The sequence below is a fragment of the Streptomyces sp. NPDC052064 genome (genome assembly GCF_055585925.1).
In genome coordinates, this window is the sequence record NZ_JBVJJE010000007.1 from 482,951 (window position 1) to 503,221 (window position 20,271).

A 20,271-nucleotide genomic window follows, 5' to 3' on the forward strand; every position below is an offset into this window, starting at 1 on the left:
CGCCTCTTGAAGTTCATCGAGGCTCCAGATCTCAAGATAGCTGCTTTTGGGAGGCTTGCGCACATCCCTCGATGGGGCACTCGCGAGGACTCTTTCCTCTGCCTACCGGCTTGTGTGCCGCCCATACTTCGTCCATGTCTAGGCTCTTCATGGAGTCTCTCATGCGCTTGAGGGCATTGTCTGAAAATCTCGGATGCTTTTGTGAGCCCATCTCGAATACATAGAAGCACTTCGGGTCATCGTCGATCCCCAGGTGCTGACGCAGCGCCAGCAACCTGGGCAGGGAGACCTCGAGCTTTTTGGCTAGCTCTGTTGCCGACCAATGAAACTTCTTCTGGAGGTCAATCTCTCGAATTGCAGCAGCGTCTGAGTTGTCGTCGGCGAACTTGACCGGTGGTCCCTTTTTATCGAATCGCACGGTTAGTGTCGGGCCTTCGCCAGAGAACGCGGTAGAGATTTGCTCCAAAGCAGGGAAGACGGCATCCCTAGGCCTTCCCTGAGCTATTCCCTTCTCGACTCTATCCACGTCCCTCTCGCTGACGAGGCTCTCTTCCGACGCGTGCCCCTCGATTGCCAACAGTGTGCGGATCCTGGCTCTAGCCTCGTTTCGTGCCCGCCGTCCCGGCTGCAGCAGGTCTTGGATCTGGCTGAACTCTTGATCGATGAGAATATCGAGTCCCATCGGAGGTTCAGTGGAAATAGGCAGGACTCGTATCGGGAGACTGTCTGCTAGCCTCTCTCCAAAGACCCGATTCAGGAGGTCATCGAAAAGTGTGACGCCTGCGCGAGCATGGATGAACAAGATGGGTTCACTTACGGAATTAAACCAGTGCTGCTCGTCGTCTCGCAGAGCATCAATCGCTCGCAACGTTCCCGCCTCGGCATCTGTGATCTTGATGTTCGGTTCCTGGCGAGACAGCTGCAAACATTTTTCGAATCCGATGGAGCGTCCGAGGCTTTTGTCGAAGACCGGCACATTGTTGTGGACCAGGGCCGCCTTAAGGAGCATTTCGAAAGAATGTTGGAGGCTTAGCAGGACCGATGAAGTTCGACCCTCGTCCTCAACCGCGTTGAACGCGACCGTCATTCTCTTGAACGACGCCAGAGCCTTTCGCTTCAGCACCCGTGTTGACTGCCTCATTCCTGCCCCCGATCACGCGACGCTGATCGCATAGAAGCACGAGACCAGGTTCACCGTCCATCGTTATGCACCCTTTGGCCAAGACTTCTGCGTGGGTGAGATGGAAGGTCTTGCGTGTTGGTTCGGAGAGCATGTCGATGATCCGCTCGCGCCAGATGACCACGCCGTAGGTGTCCCGGAGGATCGCCTCCAGATCCGGGTCCGGGTAGACGGGTTCGGTTCCGGGCCGGGCGGCGATGTGCTGCGCGGGCATGCCGCCGGCCACCGGCCCGGGCCTGAAGAGGTGATGTCAGCAATGACGTCCTGGACGTCGCTGCGGCTGCAGTCTCGACGAAAAGTGTCGCTGCCCATCCGATTTCTCTCGGCTCGCCGGCGCCCGGAGTCCTCGGTGCGGCGCGTGAGATAGGTGCGGGGAATCCACAGCCGACCGGTGGCCAGCGAGAGGAGCGCGCACCCGCGACGCAGGCACCGGTGGGCGACAGACTCCACGGGCTCCCAGGCGTAGCAGGGCACCGCGCCCGAAGCGACGAGCGGAAACGTGCGCCGGACGCCCGGGCCTTGATCGACTCGGTCGGGGGCCGGCACGTACCGGGCGTCCAGGTGTGATTGATCACGGGCTTGGTCAGCGGGTTCGGCGTACGCCGTTCCGCCTCGCTCTACGGCGACAGATTCGAGAACCGGTCCGGCGTCCGCCGCCCGGCTGTCGCTGAGGAAAAATGGGCCGCGTCGTACCCGAAGCGATGGGATCCTGCGGGGATGGGGCATCACTCCTATCTGGTCGTCGGCGAGTACCAGTTCCTCTACACCCGCGATCACTACGACGAGGAACTGGCAGCGCTCTTCAACGAGAGCGACCGCACGTTTGTCGTCACCGACGGCGGCGACGAGCGGGAGATCGAGTTCGGGTACTACACCACCGCCAACGCTCTGCGGCAGCGTCTGAACGTGCAGGGTTTCACCTCGCGTCGTGCGCTCGCCGACCTCGCGGAGGGAATCGGGCAATGGCAGAAGATCTACGACAGCCAGAGCGAGCTCAGGGAACGAGAAGCGCGGGGTGAGAACCTGTATCAGACTCTGGCCCGGCCACCGCGTGAGCCCGCCGAACTGCTCGCAGCTGTCGGCCAGGCGATCCGACCGCACCGGTCGGAGGAATCGTTCGCCACGTTCCAGGAGTACTTCCAGTACGAGGACGAGTTCGCCGAGACGGTCAGTGACGTCCAGGAGCTTCGCTGGGTCGTCGAGGAACGCAGCCTCGTACGGCTGCTCATCGACCAGGCCCCTGGCCACATGCGGGTCGGGCTGGATCTGAGCGGGCTGACGGGCTGCTGCGTAAGCCTGGACACGGCGCAGCCCATCGCAGGCCCGACCCGTGAGCGGCAGCTCGCGGCCCTGCCCGATAACGCCCCGCTAATCGTGCTCACGGAAGGAAGCACCGACTCCAGGCTCCTTACCGAGGCGATGCACGTCACCCACCCGCACCTCGCCAGCTTCGTCCGCTTCATTGACTACACAGGCACAAAAGCCCCGAAAGCCCGCGGCAGTGCCGGCATGCTCGCGACCATGGTGAACGCGTTCATCGCGGCGGGCGTCGCCAACCGCTTCGTGGCCATCGCCGACAACGACGCCGGCGGACATGAGGCGTTCGCCAACCTGAAGAGACAGAAGTTGCCGGCTGGATGTCAGGTGCGCCACTATCCGGACTTGCCCTTGCTAGCCCAATATCCCACCATAGAGCCGCCCTCCCCCACCGTGTCGCTGACCAATGTGAACGGTGTCGCCGGCTCCCTGGAGATGTACCTCGGCGAAGACGTCCTGACGATCGACGGCACACTGGCGCCGGTCCACCAGGGGGCCTTCATCCCCGCCGTGCAGCGCCACCAGGGCGCGCTGTCGAAGTCGCACAAGGCCCTGGTGCTGAAGGCGTTCGAGAAAAAGGTAAAGGCAGCTCGTTCAGGTCAGCGCAGCACCGGCGACTGGCGCGGCGTGCACGCCATCATCGAGGACATCGTCCACGCCTTCGACTGAAAAGCGGCGGAGCGGTCGGCCAACGACCGGGGCAAACCGCGTCATCGCGATGAAGGCCGCCTGACTTCTGGACGAACACCGGACCCGCCAACAGGTCGCTAGTCTCACCCCCTTATGGCAACAGACCTAGTCAGCGGCCCGACCGCACTTGCATGCGGGAGATCAGCGTCCGCTGCTGCGAGGCGATGACGAGGGCTCGCTCGACTCGGTCGGCCGCGCCGGCCTCGACCGGCCCGATGTACTGCTCCTCCTGCTCGGTGACGCGCCAGTACTGCTCGGTCGCACGCCCGACCCGGGCCAGGAGCCAGAGGGCAGCGTTCAACGCGGTGCGGCAGCCGGGGTACTTTCAGCGCTTCGGGTGCTTCTGGGTCGGCGAGCGCCAGCTGCACCTGGCGCTGCCGGTTCGCGTACGCGCTGCGGGCCTCGCGCAGGCTGCCGTACGTCGTGCGGTCGAGCTTGCGTGCGTCCGGCACGGGGATCGATGCGCTGTCCTCTGAACATGCACTTGACATGCAACGGAACAGCCCCGAGGAAATGGACACGATCATGGAACAGAACCGTGGACAGCCTATTGGGACGCACATCTCAACCTGCAGGTCACGGGCACGGACGGTGGCCAAGCGCGAAGGGAACCTACACCGGGCCCGACCGGTCGCGGCCACCTGGGCTGGAACCGGAGATTTCCCCCCTTTCGGAAGGGGGCGGTCATGGCTTCCCTCTCGAAGGCGGGCGCGCCCGGGCCGCCGGATCCACGGTCACCTCGTGCATCCGGCTCATCGGCGACGAGGGCGGCGAGCGGGTGGTCGCGGGTCTGGGCGCCCGGAGCACCCGGCGGCCGGCGGAGCTGAAGCGGCGTTACGCCCCGGACAACGTGTTCCGCTTCAACCACAACATCACGCCGGCCTGAGGGCCGTGAGCGTCCGCTCCCCCGCCGGGTCGCCGGCCGTGGCCGGGACCAGGGCGATCTCGTCGAGGCCGACGTCGGCGTAGGCGTCGATGCGGGCGCGGACGGTGTCGAGGTCGCCGGCGAGGGCGACCGTGTTCGCGGCCTCGGGCGGCAGGGCCCGCAGCAGGGTGTCCGGGTCCGCTCCCTTGGCGGCCAGTTCGACGACCTCGGCGAGCCCCGCCTCGACGAACATGTCGCTGTAGCCCGGCACGGTGAGGTAGCCGACGACGCTGCGCAGGACCTGCGTGAGTGTCTCCGGCTCCGGGTCCACGGCGGCGGGCAGCCAGGCGGCCAGCCGCGGCGGCGTACGCCCGGCCCGCTCGGCGGCGGCGAGCATCCGTGCCCGCAGTATGCGGACCTGCTCGGGGGAGACGATGTCGAGCAGCATCCGGTCGGCGTGCTCCGCCGCGGTGGCGATCGCACGCTCGCCGAACGCCGCGACGGTGAGCTCGCCTCCGGGCGGCGGCAGTCGGCGCGGAAAGCCGCTGCCGGGGACGATCGGCTCGCCCGGCACGCTGTGCATCAGCGCGCGCACGGCCGCCGCCGACTCCGCGAGCGCGGCGGCGGGCCGGGTCCGGGGTCGGCCGTGCACGCCCTCGACGACCCGCTTGCTGGACGTGCCCAAGGCCACGCCGACGGGCCGGCCGGTGACGGCCGCGGTGGACGCGGCGCCCCGGGCGATGGTGAGCGGGTCGCGCACCGACACCGGCACGGGCCCGGCTGTCAGCGTCGCCTGCTCGGTGGCCGCGCCGATCGCCGTCGCCAGGACGAACGAGTCCCACGTGGGTCCCTCGCCCGCCCACACCTCCCGGTACCCGAGCCGGTCGGCGAGCACCGCCACCCGCAACGGCTCCTCGACCGGACTGTCGTTCTCCCGCCCTACCGCGACCACGCTCATGTCCATGACCGCGCCCGTACCCGATCGTCTGCGCCGTATTCCGTGCTCGATCGCGCGGTCCCGTGCTCCGTCGCCCGTGATCCCGCGTTCGATCGCTCCCGTGCCCGTCCGGAGATGTCCGGGAGGCGCCCGCGCGGGTAGCGTCCGGCACATGGAGAGCGGGACGGACAGCGGCTACGACACCCGGGGCGCCGGAATCACCGTGCAGCGGGCGCTGGAGCTGCCGGGTCTGCGCAGCGGGCTCCCCGAGGTGCTGGCGGGTGCCGACCGGCTCGGGCGGACCGTGCGCTGGGTGCACGCCGGTGAGGTGCCGCACATCGCCTCGCTCCTCAAGGGCGGCGAGCTGCTGTTGACCACGGGCTACGGCCTCGGCACCCGCCCGGCCGAACAGCGGGCGTTCGTGCGCACGCTGGCCGAGCGCGACATCGCCGCCCTGGTCGTGGAGCTCGGCCCGCGCTTCACACGGCTGCCCGCCGCCCTCGTCGACACGGCCCGTTCGGCCGGGCTGCCGCTCGTCCAGCTGCACCGCGAGGTGCCGTTCGTCACGGTCACGGAGGAGATCCACACCGAGATCGTCAACGGCCACTACGCGCTGCTCCAGCGGGCCGAGGAGGTGCACCGGCGGTGTACGCAGGCCCTGCTGGGCGGCGGCGGGGTCCCCCAAGTCCTCGGCATTCTGGCCGACTTCGGCGGCAATCCCGTCTTCCTGGAGACGGCGGACGGGCAGTTGCTGTACGCCGCCGGGGCCGGCCCCGAGGGCGCGGACCCCCTCCAGGTGTGGGAGGGGCTGCGCGGCCAGCACAAGGGCGAGCCACCGCTCGCGGGCTCGGTCCTGGTGGACGTGCCGGGCGGCGGGCCCGGCAGCGGGGGCGTCCGCGCGCGTCTCGTCCTGCTTCCCGTACGGGCTCCCCTGGCGCCGGTGCACCGGATGGCGGCCGAGCGGGCCGCGGGCATCCTGGCCGTGGTGCTGATGCAGGCGCGGCAGGAGGAGGAGCTGGCGGCGCGGGGGCGCGGCGACTTCCTCACGGACCTCGCCGAGGGCCGGGTCACGGCGGAGGACGCCCCGGCGCAGGCGCGCGTGCTGGGCTTCCGGCCGGACGACGGCCCGCTGCTGCCGGTCGTCATGCGGCTCGGGGACGCCCTGTCGCCGGGCGGAGGCTGGGCCGTGCTGGCCCGGGCGGTGTCCGGGGAACTGGCCTCGGTGGGCGTGCCGGTGCTGCTCGGGGTACGGCCGGTGGAGGGCCGGGTGCTGGTCCTGCTGGGGCTGCGCTCGGAGCCGGAGCGGGCGACGGTGGCGGAACGGGTCGCGGCGGCGCTGCGCGCCGGGGTCGGCCGGGCCGGGATGCTGCGGCCGGGCGGGCAGCCGCCCGTGGTAGTCGTGGGGGTGGCCGGCGGCTGGACGGCTGCGGCGTCGGGCCTGCGGCACGCGGCCGAGACGGCCACGGCGGCCCAGGGCCTGCCGGACCGGCCCTGGTACGACGCCCGGCGCCTGGACATCGACCTGCTGCTGTGGCGGCTGCGCGACCATCCGGACCTGGCCGCCTTCGTCGACCGGGCCCTCGGCCCGCTCCTGGAACACGACCGGCGCTCCCGGCCGCCGCTGCTGCCCACCCTGTCGACCTACCTCGCCCACGCGGGACGCAAGGCGGAGACGGCCCGGGAGCTCCACCTCAACCGGCAGACCCTGTACAACCGCCTGGCGCGCATCGGGGAGTTGCTGGGCACGGATCTCGACGACCCGCAGACGGTACTGGCCCTGAGCCTGGCCCTGCGGGCCCGCAGGCACGTTCCCTAAGGCCCGGCGTGCTCTAGGCGAGAGGCCGGGGCTGGGTCAACTCGTCGTACACGCTGAGCACTTGGGCAACCGTCTCGTCCTCGCTCGGCCAGGCTGCCGCCTGCCGGGCGCCCTTGACCTTCAGCAGCTCCCGACGCTCGGGGTCGCCGAGCAGGCGTACGACGGTGCCGGCGAGCGCCTCCGCGTCCCCGCACGGGACGAGTTCGGCCGCGTCGCCGACGAGTTCGGGAATGCCGCCGACGTCGGCCGCGACGAGCGGTACGCGCGCGTGGAGGGCCTCCTGGGCGAGGACGGAGCGCGCCTCCTCCCACCGGCTCGGCAGCAGGGCGAGGTCTGCGGCGGCGAGCAGGTCGGTGACGTCGTCGCGCCGCCCGATGAGCCGGACGGGCAGCCCCTCGCCCTCGATCCGCTCCTGGAGTTCGCCGCGCAGCGGCCCCTCGCCCGCGATCGCGACCAGGGGCACGGGATCGAGCCGGCGCCACGCGCGCGCGGCGTCCAGCAGCACGTCGTACCCGCGGTGCCGCTCCAGGGAGCCGACGGCCATCAGCAACGGCCGTCCGATGGCGCCGAGTTCGGCGCACACCTTGGGTCGCAGCCGGTCGGGGTCGTCGGGCTCCACGGGCCTGCGAGGGCCGGGCAGCGCGACTGCCGCGAGCCGCGCGTCCCGCGCGCCGGTCCGCCGGGCCCGGTCCACGAGCACCGATGTCGTCCCCAGCACCACGGTGGCCGCCTTCACGACCCGCCGCTCCAGTACCCGCAGCAGATGGGCGCGGGCCCCGTCGGCATGCGCCCGGTCGTGCCACGTCACGACGAGCGGAGTCCGCACGCGCCGCCCGCTGAGAGCGAGCACGGTACGGAACGAGGCGTGCAGCCCGTGCGCGTGCACCAGATCGGCGTCGGCACAGGCCGCCCGCAGGGCCGCCACCGACACCGGGTCACTGCTGCGCGGGACGTGCACATGGTCGGCCCCGACACCGCTGAAGTCATAGGCGTGATCCGCCTCATAGGGGGCGCACACCGTGACTCTCACGCCCCTCGCGACGAGCCCCGCAGTCAGGGAGCGCACATGCGCACTGCTGGCCGCGTTGCCTCCGCCCAGCACCTGCACGGTGCGCAACGGCGACTGGCCATGCGGTGAGTGGCTGCTCACGGGGGTCACGTGGCCGGGCTCCTGGTTCGGGTCGGGCGGTCACCGCGCAGGATTCCCACGCGTACTCCGCCAAGGATGCCAGGACATATGCGGGTTCCGGGAACGCCCGAAGCCCGGCGGCGCGACAGCGGGGCGCGGCATCGGGGACATGCGCCCGGCCGGGTCACCCACACGAGTGAAGATCGGCGCGTCCCGGACAGCTAAGCGACCGCTCCTGCGCTACAGGTCGGCCCGAGCCGTCGCCAGCAGCTCCTCCGCGTGTGCCCGGGCCGTCTCCGAGTCCTCCTGGCCGGCAAGCATCCGGGACAGCTCACGGACCCTGTCCTCCCCTTCCAGCACCTTCACACCGGAACGGGTGACCGACCCGTCGTTCGTCTTCTCGACCAGCAACTGCCGGTCGGCGAAGGCGGCGACCTGCGGAAGGTGGGTCACGACCACGACCTGCGCGGTCCTCGCCAGGCGCGCGAGCCGCCGGCCGATCTCGACCGCCGCCTTGCCACCGACACCGGCGTCGACCTCGTCGAAGAGATACGTCGGCACGGGATCCGTCCCCGCGAACACGACCTCCACGGCCAGCATCACCCGGGACAGCTCACCGCCGGACGCGCCCTTGGCGATCGGCCGTGCCGGCGCGCCCGGGTGCGGGGCCAGCAGCAGCTCGACCTCGTCGGCACCCGCGGGCCCGTACGCGACCGGACGGCCGCCGACCTCGACACCCTCCGGGTCCTCGGTCTGCCGGATGTCGAAGGACACGCGCGCGTGCGGCATGGCCAGCGAGGCCAGCTCGGCGGTCACAGCGGCGGCGAACCGCTCGGCGGCCTCCGTCCGCGCGTCCGTCAACGCCTGTGCGAGCCCGCCCAGTTCGGCCCGCAGCGTGTCCCGCTCGGCGGTCAGCTCACCGATCCGCTCGTCGTCGCCGTCGAGTTCGGTAAGCCGGGCGGCGCTCCGCTCGGCCCAGGCCAGCACGGCGGCGATGTCCTCGCCGTACTTCCGGGTCAGCCCGGTCAGCGCGGCCCGCCGCTCCTCGACGGCCGCCAGCCGCAGCGGATCGGCGTCCAGATCGTCGGCGTACCCGGCCAGGTCCCCGGCCGCGTCGCGCAGCAGGATCCCGATCTCCCCGATGCGGTCGGCGAGCGCGGCCAGCGCCGGGTCGTGCGACCGTACGGCGTCCAGGGCCCGCTGCGCGCCCGCGACGAGCGTCCCGGCGTCGACGCCCTCGGGGTCCTCCGGATTGCCCGCGAGCGCGGCGTGCGCGACCGCGGCGGCGGACGCCAGCGCCTCGGCGTGCCCGAGCCGCTCGGCCTCCTCGGCCAGCTCCACGTCCTCACCGGCCCGGGGCTCGACGGCGGCGATCTCGTCAAGCCCGTAGCGCAGCATGTCGGCCTCCTGGGCCCGTTCACGCGCGCGTGTGGCGATCTCGTCGAGCTCGGCGGAGACCGCCCGCAGCCGCTTGTACGCCTCGCCGTACTTGGCCAGCGGCACAGCGACGGCGTCGCCCGCGTACCGGTCGAGCGCCTGCCGCTGCCGGGACAGCTTGAGCAGCCCCTGCTGGTCGGTCTGCCCGTGCACGGCCACCAGCTCGTCGGCCAGCTCGGCGAGCACTCCCACGGGCACGCTGCGCCCGCCCAGGTGCGCCCGCGAGCGCCCCTCGGCGGAAACGGTACGGCTGATCAGCAGCGCCCCGTCTTCGAGCTCGGCCCCGGCCTCCTCGGCGCGTACGGCGGCCGTCGCGTCGTCGGGGACGGTGATCCGCCCCTCCACGACGGCCTTCCCGGCCCCGATCCGCACGAGCGCCGGGTCCGCGCGCCCGCCCAGCAGCAACCCGAGGCTGGTGACCACCATGGTCTTGCCCGCACCCGTCTCACCGGTGACCGCGGTGAACCCCGGCGACAGCTCGACAACAGCGTCGTCGATCACACCGAGCGACCGTATCCGCATCTCCTCCAACACGGACACGACCTTACGAGGTCCGAGCCAAGGATTGCGACTGGCCTGCCCTTGTCACCCACGAGAGTGGATCGCCCTTCAGGGACGCGGGGCTGTATCACTATGCGGCTCCGCCGCGTGGGCGCGACAAGCCACAAAAGCCCCGCCCCCGCCGACGACGAGCCCCCTCCCCCCATACGCACAAACCGCTAGTGAGGCGCCCCCCGCCACCCGGAAACGGGCAGCGCGAACTTGGCCACCAGCCGATCCGTGAACGACGCGTGATGCAGCCGGGCCAGCCGCACCGGCACAGCCCCCCGCCGCACCTCCACGCGCGCCCCCGGCGGCAACTCCACCGTCCGCCGCCCGTCACACCACAGCACACCCGGTGGAATGTGTGGCAGAACCTCCACAGCCAACACAGAATCCGGCGATGTCACCAACGGCTTCGCGAACAAGGCGTGCGCCGAGATCGGCACCATCAGCAGCGCCTCGACCTCCGGCCACACCACCGGCCCGCCCGCGGAGAACGCGTACGCCGTCGACCCCGTGGGCGTCGCGCACACGATCCCGTCACAGCCGAACCCCGTCACCGGCCGCCCGTCGATCTCCAGGACGACCTCCAGCATCCGCTCGGCGGACACCTTCTGCACGGCCGCCTCGTTCAGCGCCCAGTCCGTGTGCACGATGTCCCCGTTGCGGTGCACCACGACGTCGACGGTCATCCGCTCCTCGACCTCGTACGCCTTGGTCACCACCCGGTCGACGACCTTGTCGAGGTCGTCCCGCTCGGCCTCCGCGAGGAACCCGACGCGCCCGAGGTTGACGCCCAGCATCGGCACGCCCGACGCCCGCGCGAACTCGGCACCGCGCAGCAGCGTGCCGTCACCGCCCAGCACGATGAGCAGCTCACACCCGTCGAGGCACTGCGGAGTGGCCTCCTTGACCAGCTCCACCTCGTCCGGCAGCGGCAGGTCACGCGCCTCGGCCTCCAGGACGCGCACGCCAAGACCGGAGCGCAGCAGCCCCTTCACCACGAGCTCGGCACTGCGCACGGCGGCGGGCCGCCCCGTGTGGGCGAGCAGGAAAACAGTACGAGCTCGGTTCTCGGTCAACGCGGCCCCTCCGCCACTGCACGGTCGACATCGGCCGGGTCCAGTTCCGGTGCCCCGGCCCGCAGCCACAGAAAGTATTCGACATTCCCCGACGGCCCGGGCAGCGGACTGGCCGTCACGCCCTTCACCCCGAGCCCCAGTCCCCAGGCCTTACCGGCCACCCCCGTCACCGCTTCGGCCCGCAGCTGGGGGCTGCGTACGACTCCCCCGCTGCCCAGCCGCTCCTTCCCCACCTCGAACTGCGGCTTGACCATCATCACCAGGTCCGCGTCCGGCTTCACGCACCGCACCAGAGCTGGCAGGACCAGCCCGAGCGGGATGAAGGACAAATCCCCCACGACAAGATCCACAGGCTCCCCATCGATCTCTTCAAGTGTCAACTCGCGTACGTTCGTACGGTCCTTGACGGTGACCCGTTCATCGTTCTGAAGGGACCACGCGAGTTGTCCGTACCCGACGTCCACGGCGACGACATGGGCCGCGCCCGCCCGCAGCAGGACATCGGTGAAACCGCCGGTGGACGCGCCGGCGTCGAGCGCCCTGCGCCCCTCGACGACCAGGCCCTGCGGCATGAACGCCGCCAGCGCGCCGGCGAGCTTGTGGCCGCCTCGCGACACGTAGTCGGGATCGTTGTCGTCGGCCGCGACGACGATCGCGGCCGCGGTCTCCACCTGCGTGGCGGGTTTGGTCGCGACGGTCTTGCCGACGGAAACCCGCCCGGCGGCGATCAGCTGGCCGGCATGCTCACGCGAGCGCGCGAGCTTCCGGCGGACCAGCTCCGCGTCGAGACGGCGGCGAGCGACTCCTGCCACGGTGTGTTCAGCTCCTGTGTTCGTGCGGCCGCGGGGGCACCGGGGGTCCCGGGCGGGCGTCGAGCGCGGTGAGCGCGTCGCGCAGCCCCCGGTGTACATCCTCGTACACCTCGACGTGTCCGTCCGTGGCGAGGTGGTCCGCGTCGCCGAGCCGGTCCAGGACCGCGTCCACGTCGGCGTTGCCCGTGGGGGTGCGGGGCACGTTCAGGGGGGCGGGGGCGGCGGGGTCGTGCTCCGGCTCTTCCTCCGCCACCACCGGAGTCCCGGGAACTGCGTCGTCCATGCCCTGACGCTACCGCGAACCGCTGCGGTACCGTCGATCGCGATGGCCACGATCGAGGAGTGCCGCAGCGCACTCGACAAGCTCTCGGACAACATGCAGCGCGCCGAAGGGGACGTCCGCGAGGCAGCGGCCCTGGACCGTTCGGTGAGCTGTCACATCACGGACCTGGACGTCACCTTCGTCGGCCGCATGCAAGGCGGGCGGATCGACGTGCGCGACACGGTCCCGGGACCGCCGCCCGACAAGGCCGACATCAGGCTGGCCATGACCGGCGACGACCTGGTGGCGCTGGTCGGCGGCGAGCTGAACTTCGCCAGGGCCTGGGGCTCGGGCCGAGTGAAACTGCAGGCCGGTGTGCGTGACCTGCTCCAGCTCAGGAAGCTTCTGTAGCGGCCGTACTGGCCACCTTCTCGGCCCCTGTCCCTGCCGCCCCGACGCGTGCCTTCCGCGCCGCCGGCACGACCAGCGGCGTGCCCGTCTCCGGGTCGTCGATGACCTGGCAGCGCAGCCCGAAGACCTCTTCGACCAGGTCGGCCGTGACGATGTCCTTCGGCGCGCCCTCAGCGATGATCCGGCCCTCGCGCAGGGCGATGAGGTGCGTGGCGTAGCGGGCGGCGTGGTTGAGGTCGTGCAGCACGGCGACGAGCGTGCGCCCCTGCTCCTCGTGCAGCTCCGCGCACAGGTCCAGGACGTCGATCTGGTGCTGGATGTCCAGGAACGTCGTCGGCTCGTCGAGCAGCAGCAGCGGCGTCTGCTGGGCGAGTGCCATGGCGATCCACACGCGCTGGCGCTGACCGCCCGAGAGCTCGTCGACGTACCGGTCGGCCAGCTCGGCGACGCCGGTCTGCCGCATCGACTCCTGGACGACCCGCTCGTCCTCGGTCGACCACTGGCGCAGGATGCCCTGGTGCGGATAGCGACCGCGGCCCACCAGGTCGCCGACGGTGATGCCGTCGGGCGCGATGGACGACTGGGGCAGCAGACCGAGGGTCCGCGCGACCTTCTTCGCGGGCATCGACTGGATGGCCTGGCCGTCGAGCAGCACCCGGCCCTCACTGGGCTTGAGCATCCGCGACAGCGCCCGCAGGAGCGTCGACTTGCCGCACGCGTTGGGGCCGACGATCACGGTGAAGGAGTTGTCGGGTATCTCCACCGACAGTTGCTCGGCGATCACCCGCTGGTCGTAGGCGAGCGTGACGTTCTCGGCGGACAGACGGTTCACGGTGCTCCTTCGGTTCTTGCTCATATCCGGCCCGCCTTGCGTTCGGTGACCAGCAGCCACAGCAGGTAGACGCCGCCGAGCACGCCGGTGACCACACCCACGGGCAACTGCTCGGCGCCGAACGCCCGCTGCGAGAGCCAGTCGGCGATGACCAGCAGGGCGGCGCCCATGCACAGGGAGGCCAGCAGGTTCGGGCCCGGCGCACGGGTCAGGCGCCGGGCCAGCTGCGGCGCGGTGAGCGCGACGAAGCTGACGGGACCGGCAGCGGCGGTCGCGGACGCGGTCAGCAGCACGGCCGCCACCATCAGCAACAGCCGTACGCGCTCCACCCGCACCCCGAGGGCGTACGACACGTCGTCGCCCATCTCCATCATCCGCAGCCCGCGCGCGTTGCTGAGGACCAACGGCACGAGCACGGCGCACAACCCGAGCAGCGGCCAGACCTGGGCCCAGTCACGGCCGTCGAGGGATCCGGTCATCCACACGACGGCGCGGGCCGCGTCCACGATGTCGGACTTGGTGAGCAGATAGCCGTTGACCGCCGTGACGATCGCGGAGACGCCGATACCGACCAGCACCAGCCGGTATCCGTGCACGCCCCGCTTCCAGGCGAGCACGTAGATGGCGAGACCGGTCACCAGGCCGCCCACCAGCGCGCCGGCGGCGACCTCGTTCGCGCTCCCGGAGAACAGCACGATCACCGTGAGCGCGCCGGCCGTCGCCCCCTGCCCGAGGCCCAGCACGTCCGGACTGCCCAGCGGATTGCGGGAGATGGACTGGAAGAGCGCGCCGCCGAGTCCGAGCGAGGCACCGACCAGCAGGCCGACCAGGACCCGCGGCAGCCGCAGTTCGTTGACGATGAACTCCTGGCCCGCGTTGCCCTCGCCGAACAGCGTCCGCAGCACGTCGGCGGCCGGGATCGGGAAGTCGCCGGTGCCGATGAGCACGACACTCGCCGTGAGCGCCGCGACCAGCAGCAGGAGCACGACGGTGAAGGCCCGCACGTCCAGGCGTACGGAGAGCCCGCCCGGGGTCCTCACAGCACGGTTGGTGGTCTTCACAGCTGCGCCGTCCTCCGCCGTCGTACGAGATAGATGAACACCGGTCCGCCGAGGATCGCGGTGACGATGCCCACCTGGAGTTCCGCGGGCCGGGCCACCATCCGGCCGATGACGTCGGCGCCGAGCAGCAGCACGGGCGACAGGATCGCCGCGTACGGCAGGATCCAGCGCAGGTCGGGCCCGGTGAAGGAACGCACGACGTGCGGCACCATCAGCCCGACGAACACGATCGGCCCGCAGGCCGCGGTCGCCGCCCCGCACAGCACGGTCGCGGCCAGCATGGACAGCGCCCGCGTCCGGTTCAGGTTGGCGCCGAGCGCCTTGGCGGTGTCGTCGCCCATGGCCATGGCGTTGAGCGGCCGGGACAGGGCCAGCGCCAGGACCATGCCGGCCAGCAGGAACGGCACGACCTGCCTGATGATCGAGTCGCTCGCCGAGGACAGCGAACCGACCGTCCAGAACCGCATCTTGCCCAGCGCCGCGTCGTCCATGATCATCACGGCCTGGAGGTAGCCGTAGAGCGCGGCGCTGAGCGCCGTGCCGGCGAGCGCGAGCCGCACCGGCGTCGCACCCCGGCTGCCGCCGAGGAACCACACCAGGGCCCCGACGGCGGCCGCGCCGAAGAACGCGAACCAGACGTAGCCGCTGAGCGAGGTGATGCCGAGGAAGGTGACGGCCGTGACGACCGCGGCGGACGCACCGGCGTTGATGCCGAGCAGTCCGGGGTCGGCCAGCGGGTTACGCGTGAGCGCCTGGAGAACCGCCCCGGCCAGGCCGAGGGCGGCGCCGGCGAGCAGCCCGAGCACGGTCCGCGACAGCCGCTCCGCGACGACGATGTCGCCGTACGTCCCCGAGTCCTCGAACAAGCCGTGCCAGACCTGCCCGAGGGACAGCTCTTTCGCTCCGATCGCGATACTCGCCAGCGCGACGAGCACCAGGAGCGCGACGGCCAAAACGAGCCCAAAGGCACGTATCACCCGTCGGGTCGGGGGCGCGGGGGCGGTCTCCGCGCGCTGTTCAGGGGGACTCTCGACCAACACGCAGGTTAGGTTAGCCTACCCTGCCATCTGATCTCGATTCCGGAGCCCGGCCGCCGCCACGGACGCCCGGCCGGAACGTGCCCGCGAACCGCGGAGCCGACCGGCACTCAAAGACCCAGCCTCGCCAGCGACTTCCCCCCGTCCAGCTCGCACACACCCGCACCGGCGGCCGTCCACGCCGTGGCGCACAACGCGCGCAGCCCGTCCAGCGCCTCGCCGTCCCCTTCGAGCTCCAGCCGGTCCGCACCGGCCGTCGCCGTCCAGCCACCGCACCGGAACCCACCGTCGTCCGCCGCGTCGACATCCGGCTGGCCGCTGAGCATCCCGCGCAGATCGGCGTCCACATACGTCGGCCGGTGCTGCGGCGGCGCGGCCAAAAGCTGCGCGCCGTCGGTCACCCCGGTCAGGACGAGCAGCGAGTCGACGTCCCCGTTGAACGCGCCCTCGATGTCCGTGTCCAGCCGGTCCCCCACCACCAGCGGCCGCTTCGCCCCGGTCCGCAGGATGGTCTCCCGGTGCATCGGCGGCAACGGCTTGCCCGCGACCTGCGGCTCCGCGCCCGTGGCGATCCGCACGACCTCCACCGCCGCGCCGTTGCCCGGCGCGATCCCACGCCCGCTCGGAATCGTCAGGTCGGTGTTCGAGGCGAACCAGGGCACACCGCGCGCGACGGCGTAACTGGCCTCCGCGAAACGGCCCCACGGAAGCTCGGGACCGCCGTACCCCTGCACCACCGCCACCGGATCGTCGTCCGCGGACTCCACGGGCACGAGCCCGCGCTCGCGCAGCGCCACCCGCAGCCCCTCACCGCCGATCACCAGCACCCGGGCGCCCTGCGGCACCTGCTCACTGATCAGCCGCGCGACCGCCTGCGCCGAGGTGATGACATCGTCCGCGCCCGTCGGTATGCCGAGCTCGGTCAGGTGCTCGGCCACCGTGCCGGGAGTCCGCAGCGCGTTGTTGGTGACGTAGGCCAGACGCATCCCGCCCGTCCGGGCCGTGGCCAACGACTCGACCGCGTGCGCGATCGCGCTCCCGCCCGCGTACACGACACCGTCCAGGTCGAGCAACGCCGTGTCGTACGCCTCGCTCAGGGCCTGCCCACTGCCCTCGGGCCTCGTCCTGACGCTCCGGCTCATCCCGCATCGCTCCTCGTTCGACGGCTTTCCCCCGATCATCCCCCATGCCACCGACACCCGTACGATGCCGGGATGAACACAGCAGGTCACTCGGAAGCAACGGAGCGCCGAGGCCTGGAACTCACCCCGTTCCGAGGCCTTCGCTACGACCCCGACCGGGTCGGCAGCCTGGCCGCAGTGACGTCCCCGCCGTACGACGTCGTCGTCCGCCCCGACGGAGTGAACCATCTCCAGTCCGCCGACCCGTACAACATCGTCCGTCTGATCCTCCCCCAGGCCGCCACTCCCAGCACCCGCAACGACCAGGCCGCCAAGACCCTGCGCCGCTGGCTGTCCGAGGGCGTCCTGACCACCGACCCGGACCCCGGCCTGTACGTCTACGAGCAGCGGGACGGCAACGGCATGCTGCAACGCGGCGTCATCGGCGCCCTGCGCGTGTCGGACCCGGCCGAGCAGGTGGTGCTGCCGCACGAGGACGTCATGCCGCACATCGTCGCCGACCGCGCGGCCCTGATGCGGGCCACCTCCGCGAACCTCGAACCCCTCCTGCTGACCTACCGCGGCGCGGGCTCGACGAACGCCACGGCGGACCTGATCGAGCGCACCGCCGAACAGCCACCGCTCCTGGCGACCACCACGGAGGACGGCTTCAGCCACCGCCTGTGGTCGGTCACCGCCCCCGGCGACCTGGCCACGATCCAGACCGACCTGGCCCATCACCAGGCCCTCATCGCCGACGGCCACCACCGCTGGGCGACCTACCGCCGCCTCCGCACGGAGCACCCCTCCCCCAGCCCGTGGGACCACGGCCTGGTCCTCCTGGTCGACACGGCCCGCTACCCCCTCCGCGTCCGCGCCATCCACCGCCTCCTCCACGGCCTGCCGGTCGGCGACGCCGCGGCCGCCCTGGACGGCCACTTCCGCGTGCGCCGCCTCGAAGTCCCGCTGTCCGAGGCCCTGGAGGCGCTGGCGGACGCGGCCTGCGCGGGCAACGCGTTCCTGCTCGCCGGCGACGGTGCCTTCCACCTCGTCGATCGCCCGGACCCGGACCTCCTGGCCCGCACGATCCCTGCCGACCGCCCAGCGGCCTGGCGCACCCTCGACGCGACGGTCCTGCACGCCACGCTCCTCGACCACGTCTGGCGCATCCCAGAGGACTCCCCCGCGCACATCACCTACATCCACGACACGGCCGCCACGGTCGCGAAGGCGGAACGCGACGGCGGTACGGCCGTGCTGATGCACCCGGTCCGCGAAGAGGTCGTCCGCGGCCTGGCCAGACAGGGCGTCACCATGCCACGCAAGTCGACGTCGTTCGGCCCGAAGCCGGCATCGGGCCTGGTGCTGCGCGCGCTGGACCTTTGACGCGCTGGTCCTGAAACACGAAAGGGGCGGATCCCGACCGGAATCCGCCCCTTTCACGCAACGTCAGTCCTTCTCCTCCGCGGAGGCGTCGCCGCCCTCACCCTCGTCCTCCTCGGCCAGGGCGTCCACGAAATCCACCCCGTCCAGCTCGGCGAGCCGGTCCGAGGCGTCCGTGCTGCCGTCCCGGTCGGCCTCCACGGCCTTCGCGAACCACTCCCGCGCCTCGCGTTCCCGCCCGGCCGCCAGCAGCGCGTCGGCGTAGGCGTACCGCAGCCGCGCGGTCCACGGCTGCACGGAGTTGGAGGCCAGCTCCGGGCTCTGAAGCGTCACGATGGCCGCGTCCAGCTGCCCCATGTCCCGCCGCGCACCGGCCGCGACGAGCCGCATCTCGACCTGCCCGGCCTTGTCGAGCTTATGCACCTCGGGTGCCCCGGCCATGTCCAGCGCCTTCTCCGGCCGGCCGAGCCCACGCTCGCAGTCGGCCATGACAGGCCACAGATCGATGTTCCCGGTCATCCGCTTGGCGGCCCGGAACTCGGCCAGCGCCTCGCCGTACTTCTGGCTGGCGTACGACGCGAATCCGGCGGCCTCCCGCACGGCGGCGACACGCGACGCCAGCCGTAGCGCCACCCTGGAGTAGCCGTACGCGCCCTCGGGGTCCTCGTCGAGGAGCCGCGCGACCATCACGAGGTTCTTCGCGACATCGTCCGCGAGCGTCTTCGGCAGGCTCTGGAGCTCCTGCCGTACGTCCTTGTCGATCTCTTCACCCGTGACGTCCTCGGGGATCGGCAGCCGCTTGATCGGCTCCCTGTCCCGCTCGCGCTCCTCACGGAACCGGCCGCCGCCACGACGGTCGTCACGCCGGTCGTCGCGACGGTCGTCACGGCCCCGGAAGCCCCCGGGCCGCCCACCGCGATCGTCGCGCCGCGGCCCACGCCCGCCACGGTCGTCCCGGCCCCGGAAACCACCACGGTCGCCGCGGCTGTCGCGGTCACCACGGGTGTCGCGGGTGTCTCGGGTGTCGTCCCGACGGAACTCACCACGCTCGCGACGAGGACCGTCGTCACGCCGGAATCCGCCACGCCCGCCCCGAGGGGCATCATCGCGCCGGTAACCGCCACGGTCGCCACGGTCGTCCCCACGGCGCTCGTCACGACGGTTATCCCGTCGGTCGTCGCGTCGGTCGTCACGACGGGCATCCCGTCGGTCGTCGCGGCCCCGGAAACCACCGCGATCGCCGTCGCGCCCGAAGCCACGGTCCCGGTCGTCACCGCGGAAGCCACGGTCCCGGTCATCGCCACGGAAGCCACGGTCCCGGTCGTCCCGACGCTCTCCGCGGTCGTCACGGCGGTGGAACCCGCCGCGGTCGCCCTCACGCCTGTCATCGCGACGGTCGTCACGCCTGTCGTCCCGACGGTCATCCCGTCGGAATCCACCGCGCTGCCCACGGTCGTCGTCTCCGCGTCGGACATCGCCCCGACGGTCGTCGCGCCGGCCGTAGCCACCACCCCGGTTGTCGTCACGCCGGAAGCCACCCCGGTCACCCCGGTCACCCCGGTCACCCCGGTCACCCCGGTCACCCCGGTCGTCCCGACGGTCATCCCGACGCTCACCGCGGTCGTCGCGGCGGAAGGAGGGACGGTCACCGCGGTCGTCACGCCGGAACCCACCCCGGTCACGATCGTCCCTGCGCGGCCCTCGGTCACGGTCGTCGCGCCGGCCGAAGCCACCACCCCGGTTGTCGTCACGCCGGAAGCCACCGCGCTCCCCGCGGTCGCTTCGCTCACCCCGGTCGCTTCGGTCGCTCCGGTCGCTCCGGCGGAAGCCTCCACGGTCTCCACGCTCCCCGCGCTGACCGCCGCGGTCGCTCCGATCACCCTCCCGTCGCCGCTGGTCGCGCTCCGGTCGGTCGTCGGGAGAGTTGGTGGACATGGTGACTCCTGTCTTCGGTACCGCAAAGTCATTCTCGCGCAGCCGGGTGCCCAGCGCGCAGTGCAAAAACAAAAAGGACCCCTGGTCCCCAGCTGAACGCTGGTGACCAGGGGTCCTTCCAAAGATTGTTCGGCGGCGTCCTACTCTCCCACAGGGTCCCCCCTGCAGTACCATCGGCGCTGTAAGGCTTAGCTTCCGGGTTCGAAATGTAACCGGGCGTTTCCCCTACGCTATAACCACCGAAACCCTAATGGTTTCGAGCGAACAAGCACACTCTTCAATTGTTGTTCTGCTCAAAGCCGACAACCGTTCGTTGTCTCAGAACTAACACAGTGGACGCGAGCAACTGAGGACAAGCCCTCGGCCTATTAGTACCGGTCAACTCCACACGTTACCGTGCTTCCATATCCGGCCTATCAAC

18 protein-coding genes, 1 rRNA gene and 2 pseudogenes are annotated in these 20,271 nt (G+C 71.1%); 5 read left to right on the forward strand and 16 right to left on the reverse strand.

What is annotated here, in order from left to right; all coding sequences use genetic code 11:
* Positions 1–31: 31 nt before the first annotated feature.
* Together ACZ6TU_RS21875 and ACZ6TU_RS21880 are read right to left on the reverse strand one after the other, a co-directional pair.
* Positions 32–1,087, reverse strand: a complete 1,056-nt coding sequence (locus ACZ6TU_RS21875) for a hypothetical protein (protein ID WP_469550374.1) — start codon at positions 1,085–1,087, stop codon at positions 32–34.
* A pseudogene (locus ACZ6TU_RS21880) lies at positions 1,062–1,412 on the reverse strand (hypothetical protein); the annotation flags it as partial. The pseudogene ACZ6TU_RS21880 and the gene ACZ6TU_RS21875, both read right to left, overlap by 26 nt.
* Positions 1,413–1,897: 485 nt before the next feature.
* Between ACZ6TU_RS21880 and ACZ6TU_RS21885 the strand changes: the two are divergent.
* Positions 1,898–3,166, forward strand: coding sequence for a HEPN/Toprim-associated domain-containing protein (locus ACZ6TU_RS21885; protein WP_469550378.1), 1,269 nt, complete (start codon positions 1,898–1,900; stop codon positions 3,164–3,166).
* A gap of 130 nt (positions 3,167–3,296) precedes the next feature.
* Here ACZ6TU_RS21885 and ACZ6TU_RS21890 read toward each other — a convergent pair whose 3' ends face one another.
* Complete coding sequence (locus ACZ6TU_RS21890; protein ID WP_469550380.1) at positions 3,297–3,488, reverse strand: hypothetical protein; 192 nt, start codon at positions 3,486–3,488, stop codon at positions 3,297–3,299.
* A 450-nt stretch (positions 3,489–3,938) separates the two neighbouring features.
* On the opposite strand from ACZ6TU_RS21890, the pseudogene ACZ6TU_RS21895 reads away from it, so the two are divergent.
* A pseudogene (locus ACZ6TU_RS21895) lies at positions 3,939–4,073 on the forward strand (BBE domain-containing protein); the annotation flags it as partial.
* On the opposite strand, the gene ACZ6TU_RS21900 reads toward ACZ6TU_RS21895, so the two are convergent.
* Entirely contained in the window at positions 4,060–5,016 is a 957-nt protein-coding gene (locus ACZ6TU_RS21900) for an LLM class F420-dependent oxidoreductase (RefSeq protein WP_467675864.1), read from the reverse strand. The pseudogene ACZ6TU_RS21895 and the gene ACZ6TU_RS21900 sit on opposite strands and share 14 nt — an antisense overlap.
* A gap of 145 nt (positions 5,017–5,161) precedes the next feature.
* Here ACZ6TU_RS21900 and ACZ6TU_RS21905 point away from each other — a divergent pair, with 145 nt between their 5' ends.
* A complete protein-coding gene (locus ACZ6TU_RS21905; RefSeq protein ID WP_467675866.1) occupies positions 5,162–6,805 on the forward strand; it encodes a PucR family transcriptional regulator in 1,644 nt (547 codons plus the stop codon).
* 13 nt (positions 6,806–6,818) lie between these two features.
* Here ACZ6TU_RS21905 and ACZ6TU_RS21910 read toward each other — a convergent pair whose 3' ends face one another.
* The 5 genes from ACZ6TU_RS21910 to ACZ6TU_RS21930 all read right to left on the reverse strand — a co-directional run bounded on the left by ACZ6TU_RS21910 (position 6,819) and on the right by ACZ6TU_RS21930 (position 12,091).
* Positions 6,819–7,964 (reverse strand): glycosyltransferase family 4 protein, encoded by a 1,146-nt coding sequence (locus ACZ6TU_RS21910; RefSeq protein WP_467675868.1) that lies wholly within the window; start codon positions 7,962–7,964, stop codon positions 6,819–6,821.
* Between the two features lie 210 nt (positions 7,965–8,174).
* Entirely contained in the window at positions 8,175–9,893 is a 1,719-nt protein-coding gene (recN, locus tag ACZ6TU_RS21915; protein ID WP_469550417.1) for a DNA repair protein RecN, read from the reverse strand.
* 197 nt (positions 9,894–10,090) lie between these two features.
* Positions 10,091–10,996: an NAD kinase gene (locus tag ACZ6TU_RS21920; protein WP_354749996.1), complete on the reverse strand. Its 906-nt coding sequence runs from the start codon at positions 10,994–10,996 to the stop codon at positions 10,091–10,093.
* Positions 10,993–11,808, reverse strand: coding sequence for a TlyA family RNA methyltransferase (locus ACZ6TU_RS21925; RefSeq protein ID WP_467675870.1), 816 nt, complete (start codon positions 11,806–11,808; stop codon positions 10,993–10,995). The genes ACZ6TU_RS21920 and ACZ6TU_RS21925 overlap by 4 nt, the downstream gene beginning before the upstream one ends.
* A 7-nt stretch (positions 11,809–11,815) precedes the next feature.
* Positions 11,816–12,091 (reverse strand): hypothetical protein, encoded by a 276-nt coding sequence (locus tag ACZ6TU_RS21930; protein ID WP_467675872.1) that lies wholly within the window; start codon positions 12,089–12,091, stop codon positions 11,816–11,818.
* A gap of 42 nt (positions 12,092–12,133) precedes the next feature.
* Here ACZ6TU_RS21930 and ACZ6TU_RS21935 point away from each other — a divergent pair, with 42 nt between their 5' ends.
* A complete protein-coding gene (locus tag ACZ6TU_RS21935) occupies positions 12,134–12,481 on the forward strand; it encodes an SCP2 sterol-binding domain-containing protein (RefSeq protein WP_467675873.1) in 348 nt (115 codons plus the stop codon).
* Here ACZ6TU_RS21935 and ACZ6TU_RS21940 read toward each other — a convergent pair.
* The 4 genes from ACZ6TU_RS21940 to ACZ6TU_RS21955 form a co-directional block, all read right to left on the reverse strand.
* Positions 12,465–13,337: an ABC transporter ATP-binding protein gene (locus tag ACZ6TU_RS21940; protein ID WP_467675875.1), complete on the reverse strand. Its 873-nt coding sequence runs from the start codon at positions 13,335–13,337 to the stop codon at positions 12,465–12,467. The genes ACZ6TU_RS21935 and ACZ6TU_RS21940 overlap by 17 nt on opposite strands.
* Complete coding sequence (locus ACZ6TU_RS21945; protein ID WP_467675877.1) at positions 13,334–14,374, reverse strand: FecCD family ABC transporter permease; 1,041 nt, start codon at positions 14,372–14,374, stop codon at positions 13,334–13,336. The genes ACZ6TU_RS21940 and ACZ6TU_RS21945 overlap by 4 nt, the downstream gene beginning before the upstream one ends.
* Positions 14,371–15,414: a FecCD family ABC transporter permease gene (locus tag ACZ6TU_RS21950; protein ID WP_469550386.1), complete on the reverse strand. Its 1,044-nt coding sequence runs from the start codon at positions 15,412–15,414 to the stop codon at positions 14,371–14,373. Before ACZ6TU_RS21950 ends, ACZ6TU_RS21945 begins: the two co-directional genes overlap by 4 nt.
* A gap of 107 nt (positions 15,415–15,521) precedes the next feature.
* Positions 15,522–16,553 carry an HAD hydrolase-like protein gene (locus tag ACZ6TU_RS21955; RefSeq protein WP_467675881.1) on the reverse strand — a complete coding sequence of 344 codons (1,032 nt, stop codon included), beginning with the start codon at positions 16,551–16,553 and terminating at the stop codon, positions 15,522–15,524.
* A gap of 72 nt (positions 16,554–16,625) precedes the next feature.
* Between ACZ6TU_RS21955 and ACZ6TU_RS21960 the strand changes: the two genes are divergently transcribed.
* Entirely contained in the window at positions 16,626–17,918 is a 1,293-nt protein-coding gene (locus tag ACZ6TU_RS21960; protein ID WP_469550389.1) for a DUF1015 family protein, read from the forward strand.
* Between the two features lie 63 nt (positions 17,919–17,981).
* Here the strand turns inward: ACZ6TU_RS21960 and ACZ6TU_RS21965 are convergent, their stop codons facing one another.
* The 3 genes from ACZ6TU_RS21965 to rrf all read right to left on the reverse strand — a co-directional run bounded on the left by ACZ6TU_RS21965 (position 17,982) and on the right by rrf (position 20,094).
* Positions 17,982–18,710 carry a tetratricopeptide repeat protein gene (locus ACZ6TU_RS21965; protein ID WP_467675930.1) on the reverse strand — a complete coding sequence of 243 codons (729 nt, stop codon included), beginning with the start codon at positions 18,708–18,710 and terminating at the stop codon, positions 17,982–17,984.
* Positions 18,602–19,759: a hypothetical protein gene (locus ACZ6TU_RS21970; protein ID WP_469550420.1), complete on the reverse strand. Its 1,158-nt coding sequence runs from the start codon at positions 19,757–19,759 to the stop codon at positions 18,602–18,604. Before ACZ6TU_RS21970 ends, ACZ6TU_RS21965 begins: the two co-directional genes overlap by 109 nt.
* A gap of 218 nt (positions 19,760–19,977) precedes the next feature.
* A 5S ribosomal RNA gene (gene rrf / locus ACZ6TU_RS21975) occupies positions 19,978–20,094 on the reverse strand.
* Positions 20,095–20,271: the final 177 nt, after the last annotated feature.

What these genes read in the sequence shown, in the direction of transcription:
- ACZ6TU_RS21875 (WP_469550374.1), bottom strand. Translation starts at nt 1,087, where the DNA reads ATGACGGTCGCGTTCAACGCGGTTGAGGACGAGGGTCGAACTTCATCG.
- ACZ6TU_RS21885 (WP_469550378.1), top strand. Translation starts at nt 1,898, where the DNA reads ATGGGGCATCACTCCTATCTGGTCGTCGGCGAGTACCAGTTCCTCTAC.
- ACZ6TU_RS21900 (WP_467675864.1), bottom strand. Translation starts at nt 5,016, where the DNA reads ATGGACATGAGCGTGGTCGCGGTAGGGCGGGAGAACGACAGTCCGGTC.
- ACZ6TU_RS21905 (WP_467675866.1), top strand. Translation starts at nt 5,162, where the DNA reads ATGGAGAGCGGGACGGACAGCGGCTACGACACCCGGGGCGCCGGAATC.
- recN (WP_469550417.1), bottom strand. Translation starts at nt 9,893, where the DNA reads ATGCGGATACGGTCGCTCGGTGTGATCGACGACGCTGTTGTCGAGCTG.
- ACZ6TU_RS21930 (WP_467675872.1), bottom strand. Translation starts at nt 12,091, where the DNA reads ATGGACGACGCAGTTCCCGGGACTCCGGTGGTGGCGGAGGAAGAGCCG.
- ACZ6TU_RS21935 (WP_467675873.1), top strand. Translation starts at nt 12,134, where the DNA reads ATGGCCACGATCGAGGAGTGCCGCAGCGCACTCGACAAGCTCTCGGAC.
- ACZ6TU_RS21940 (WP_467675875.1), bottom strand. Translation starts at nt 13,337, where the DNA reads ATGAGCAAGAACCGAAGGAGCACCGTGAACCGTCTGTCCGCCGAGAAC.
- ACZ6TU_RS21955 (WP_467675881.1), bottom strand. Translation starts at nt 16,553, where the DNA reads ATGAGCCGGAGCGTCAGGACGAGGCCCGAGGGCAGTGGGCAGGCCCTG.
- ACZ6TU_RS21960 (WP_469550389.1), top strand. Translation starts at nt 16,626, where the DNA reads ATGAACACAGCAGGTCACTCGGAAGCAACGGAGCGCCGAGGCCTGGAA.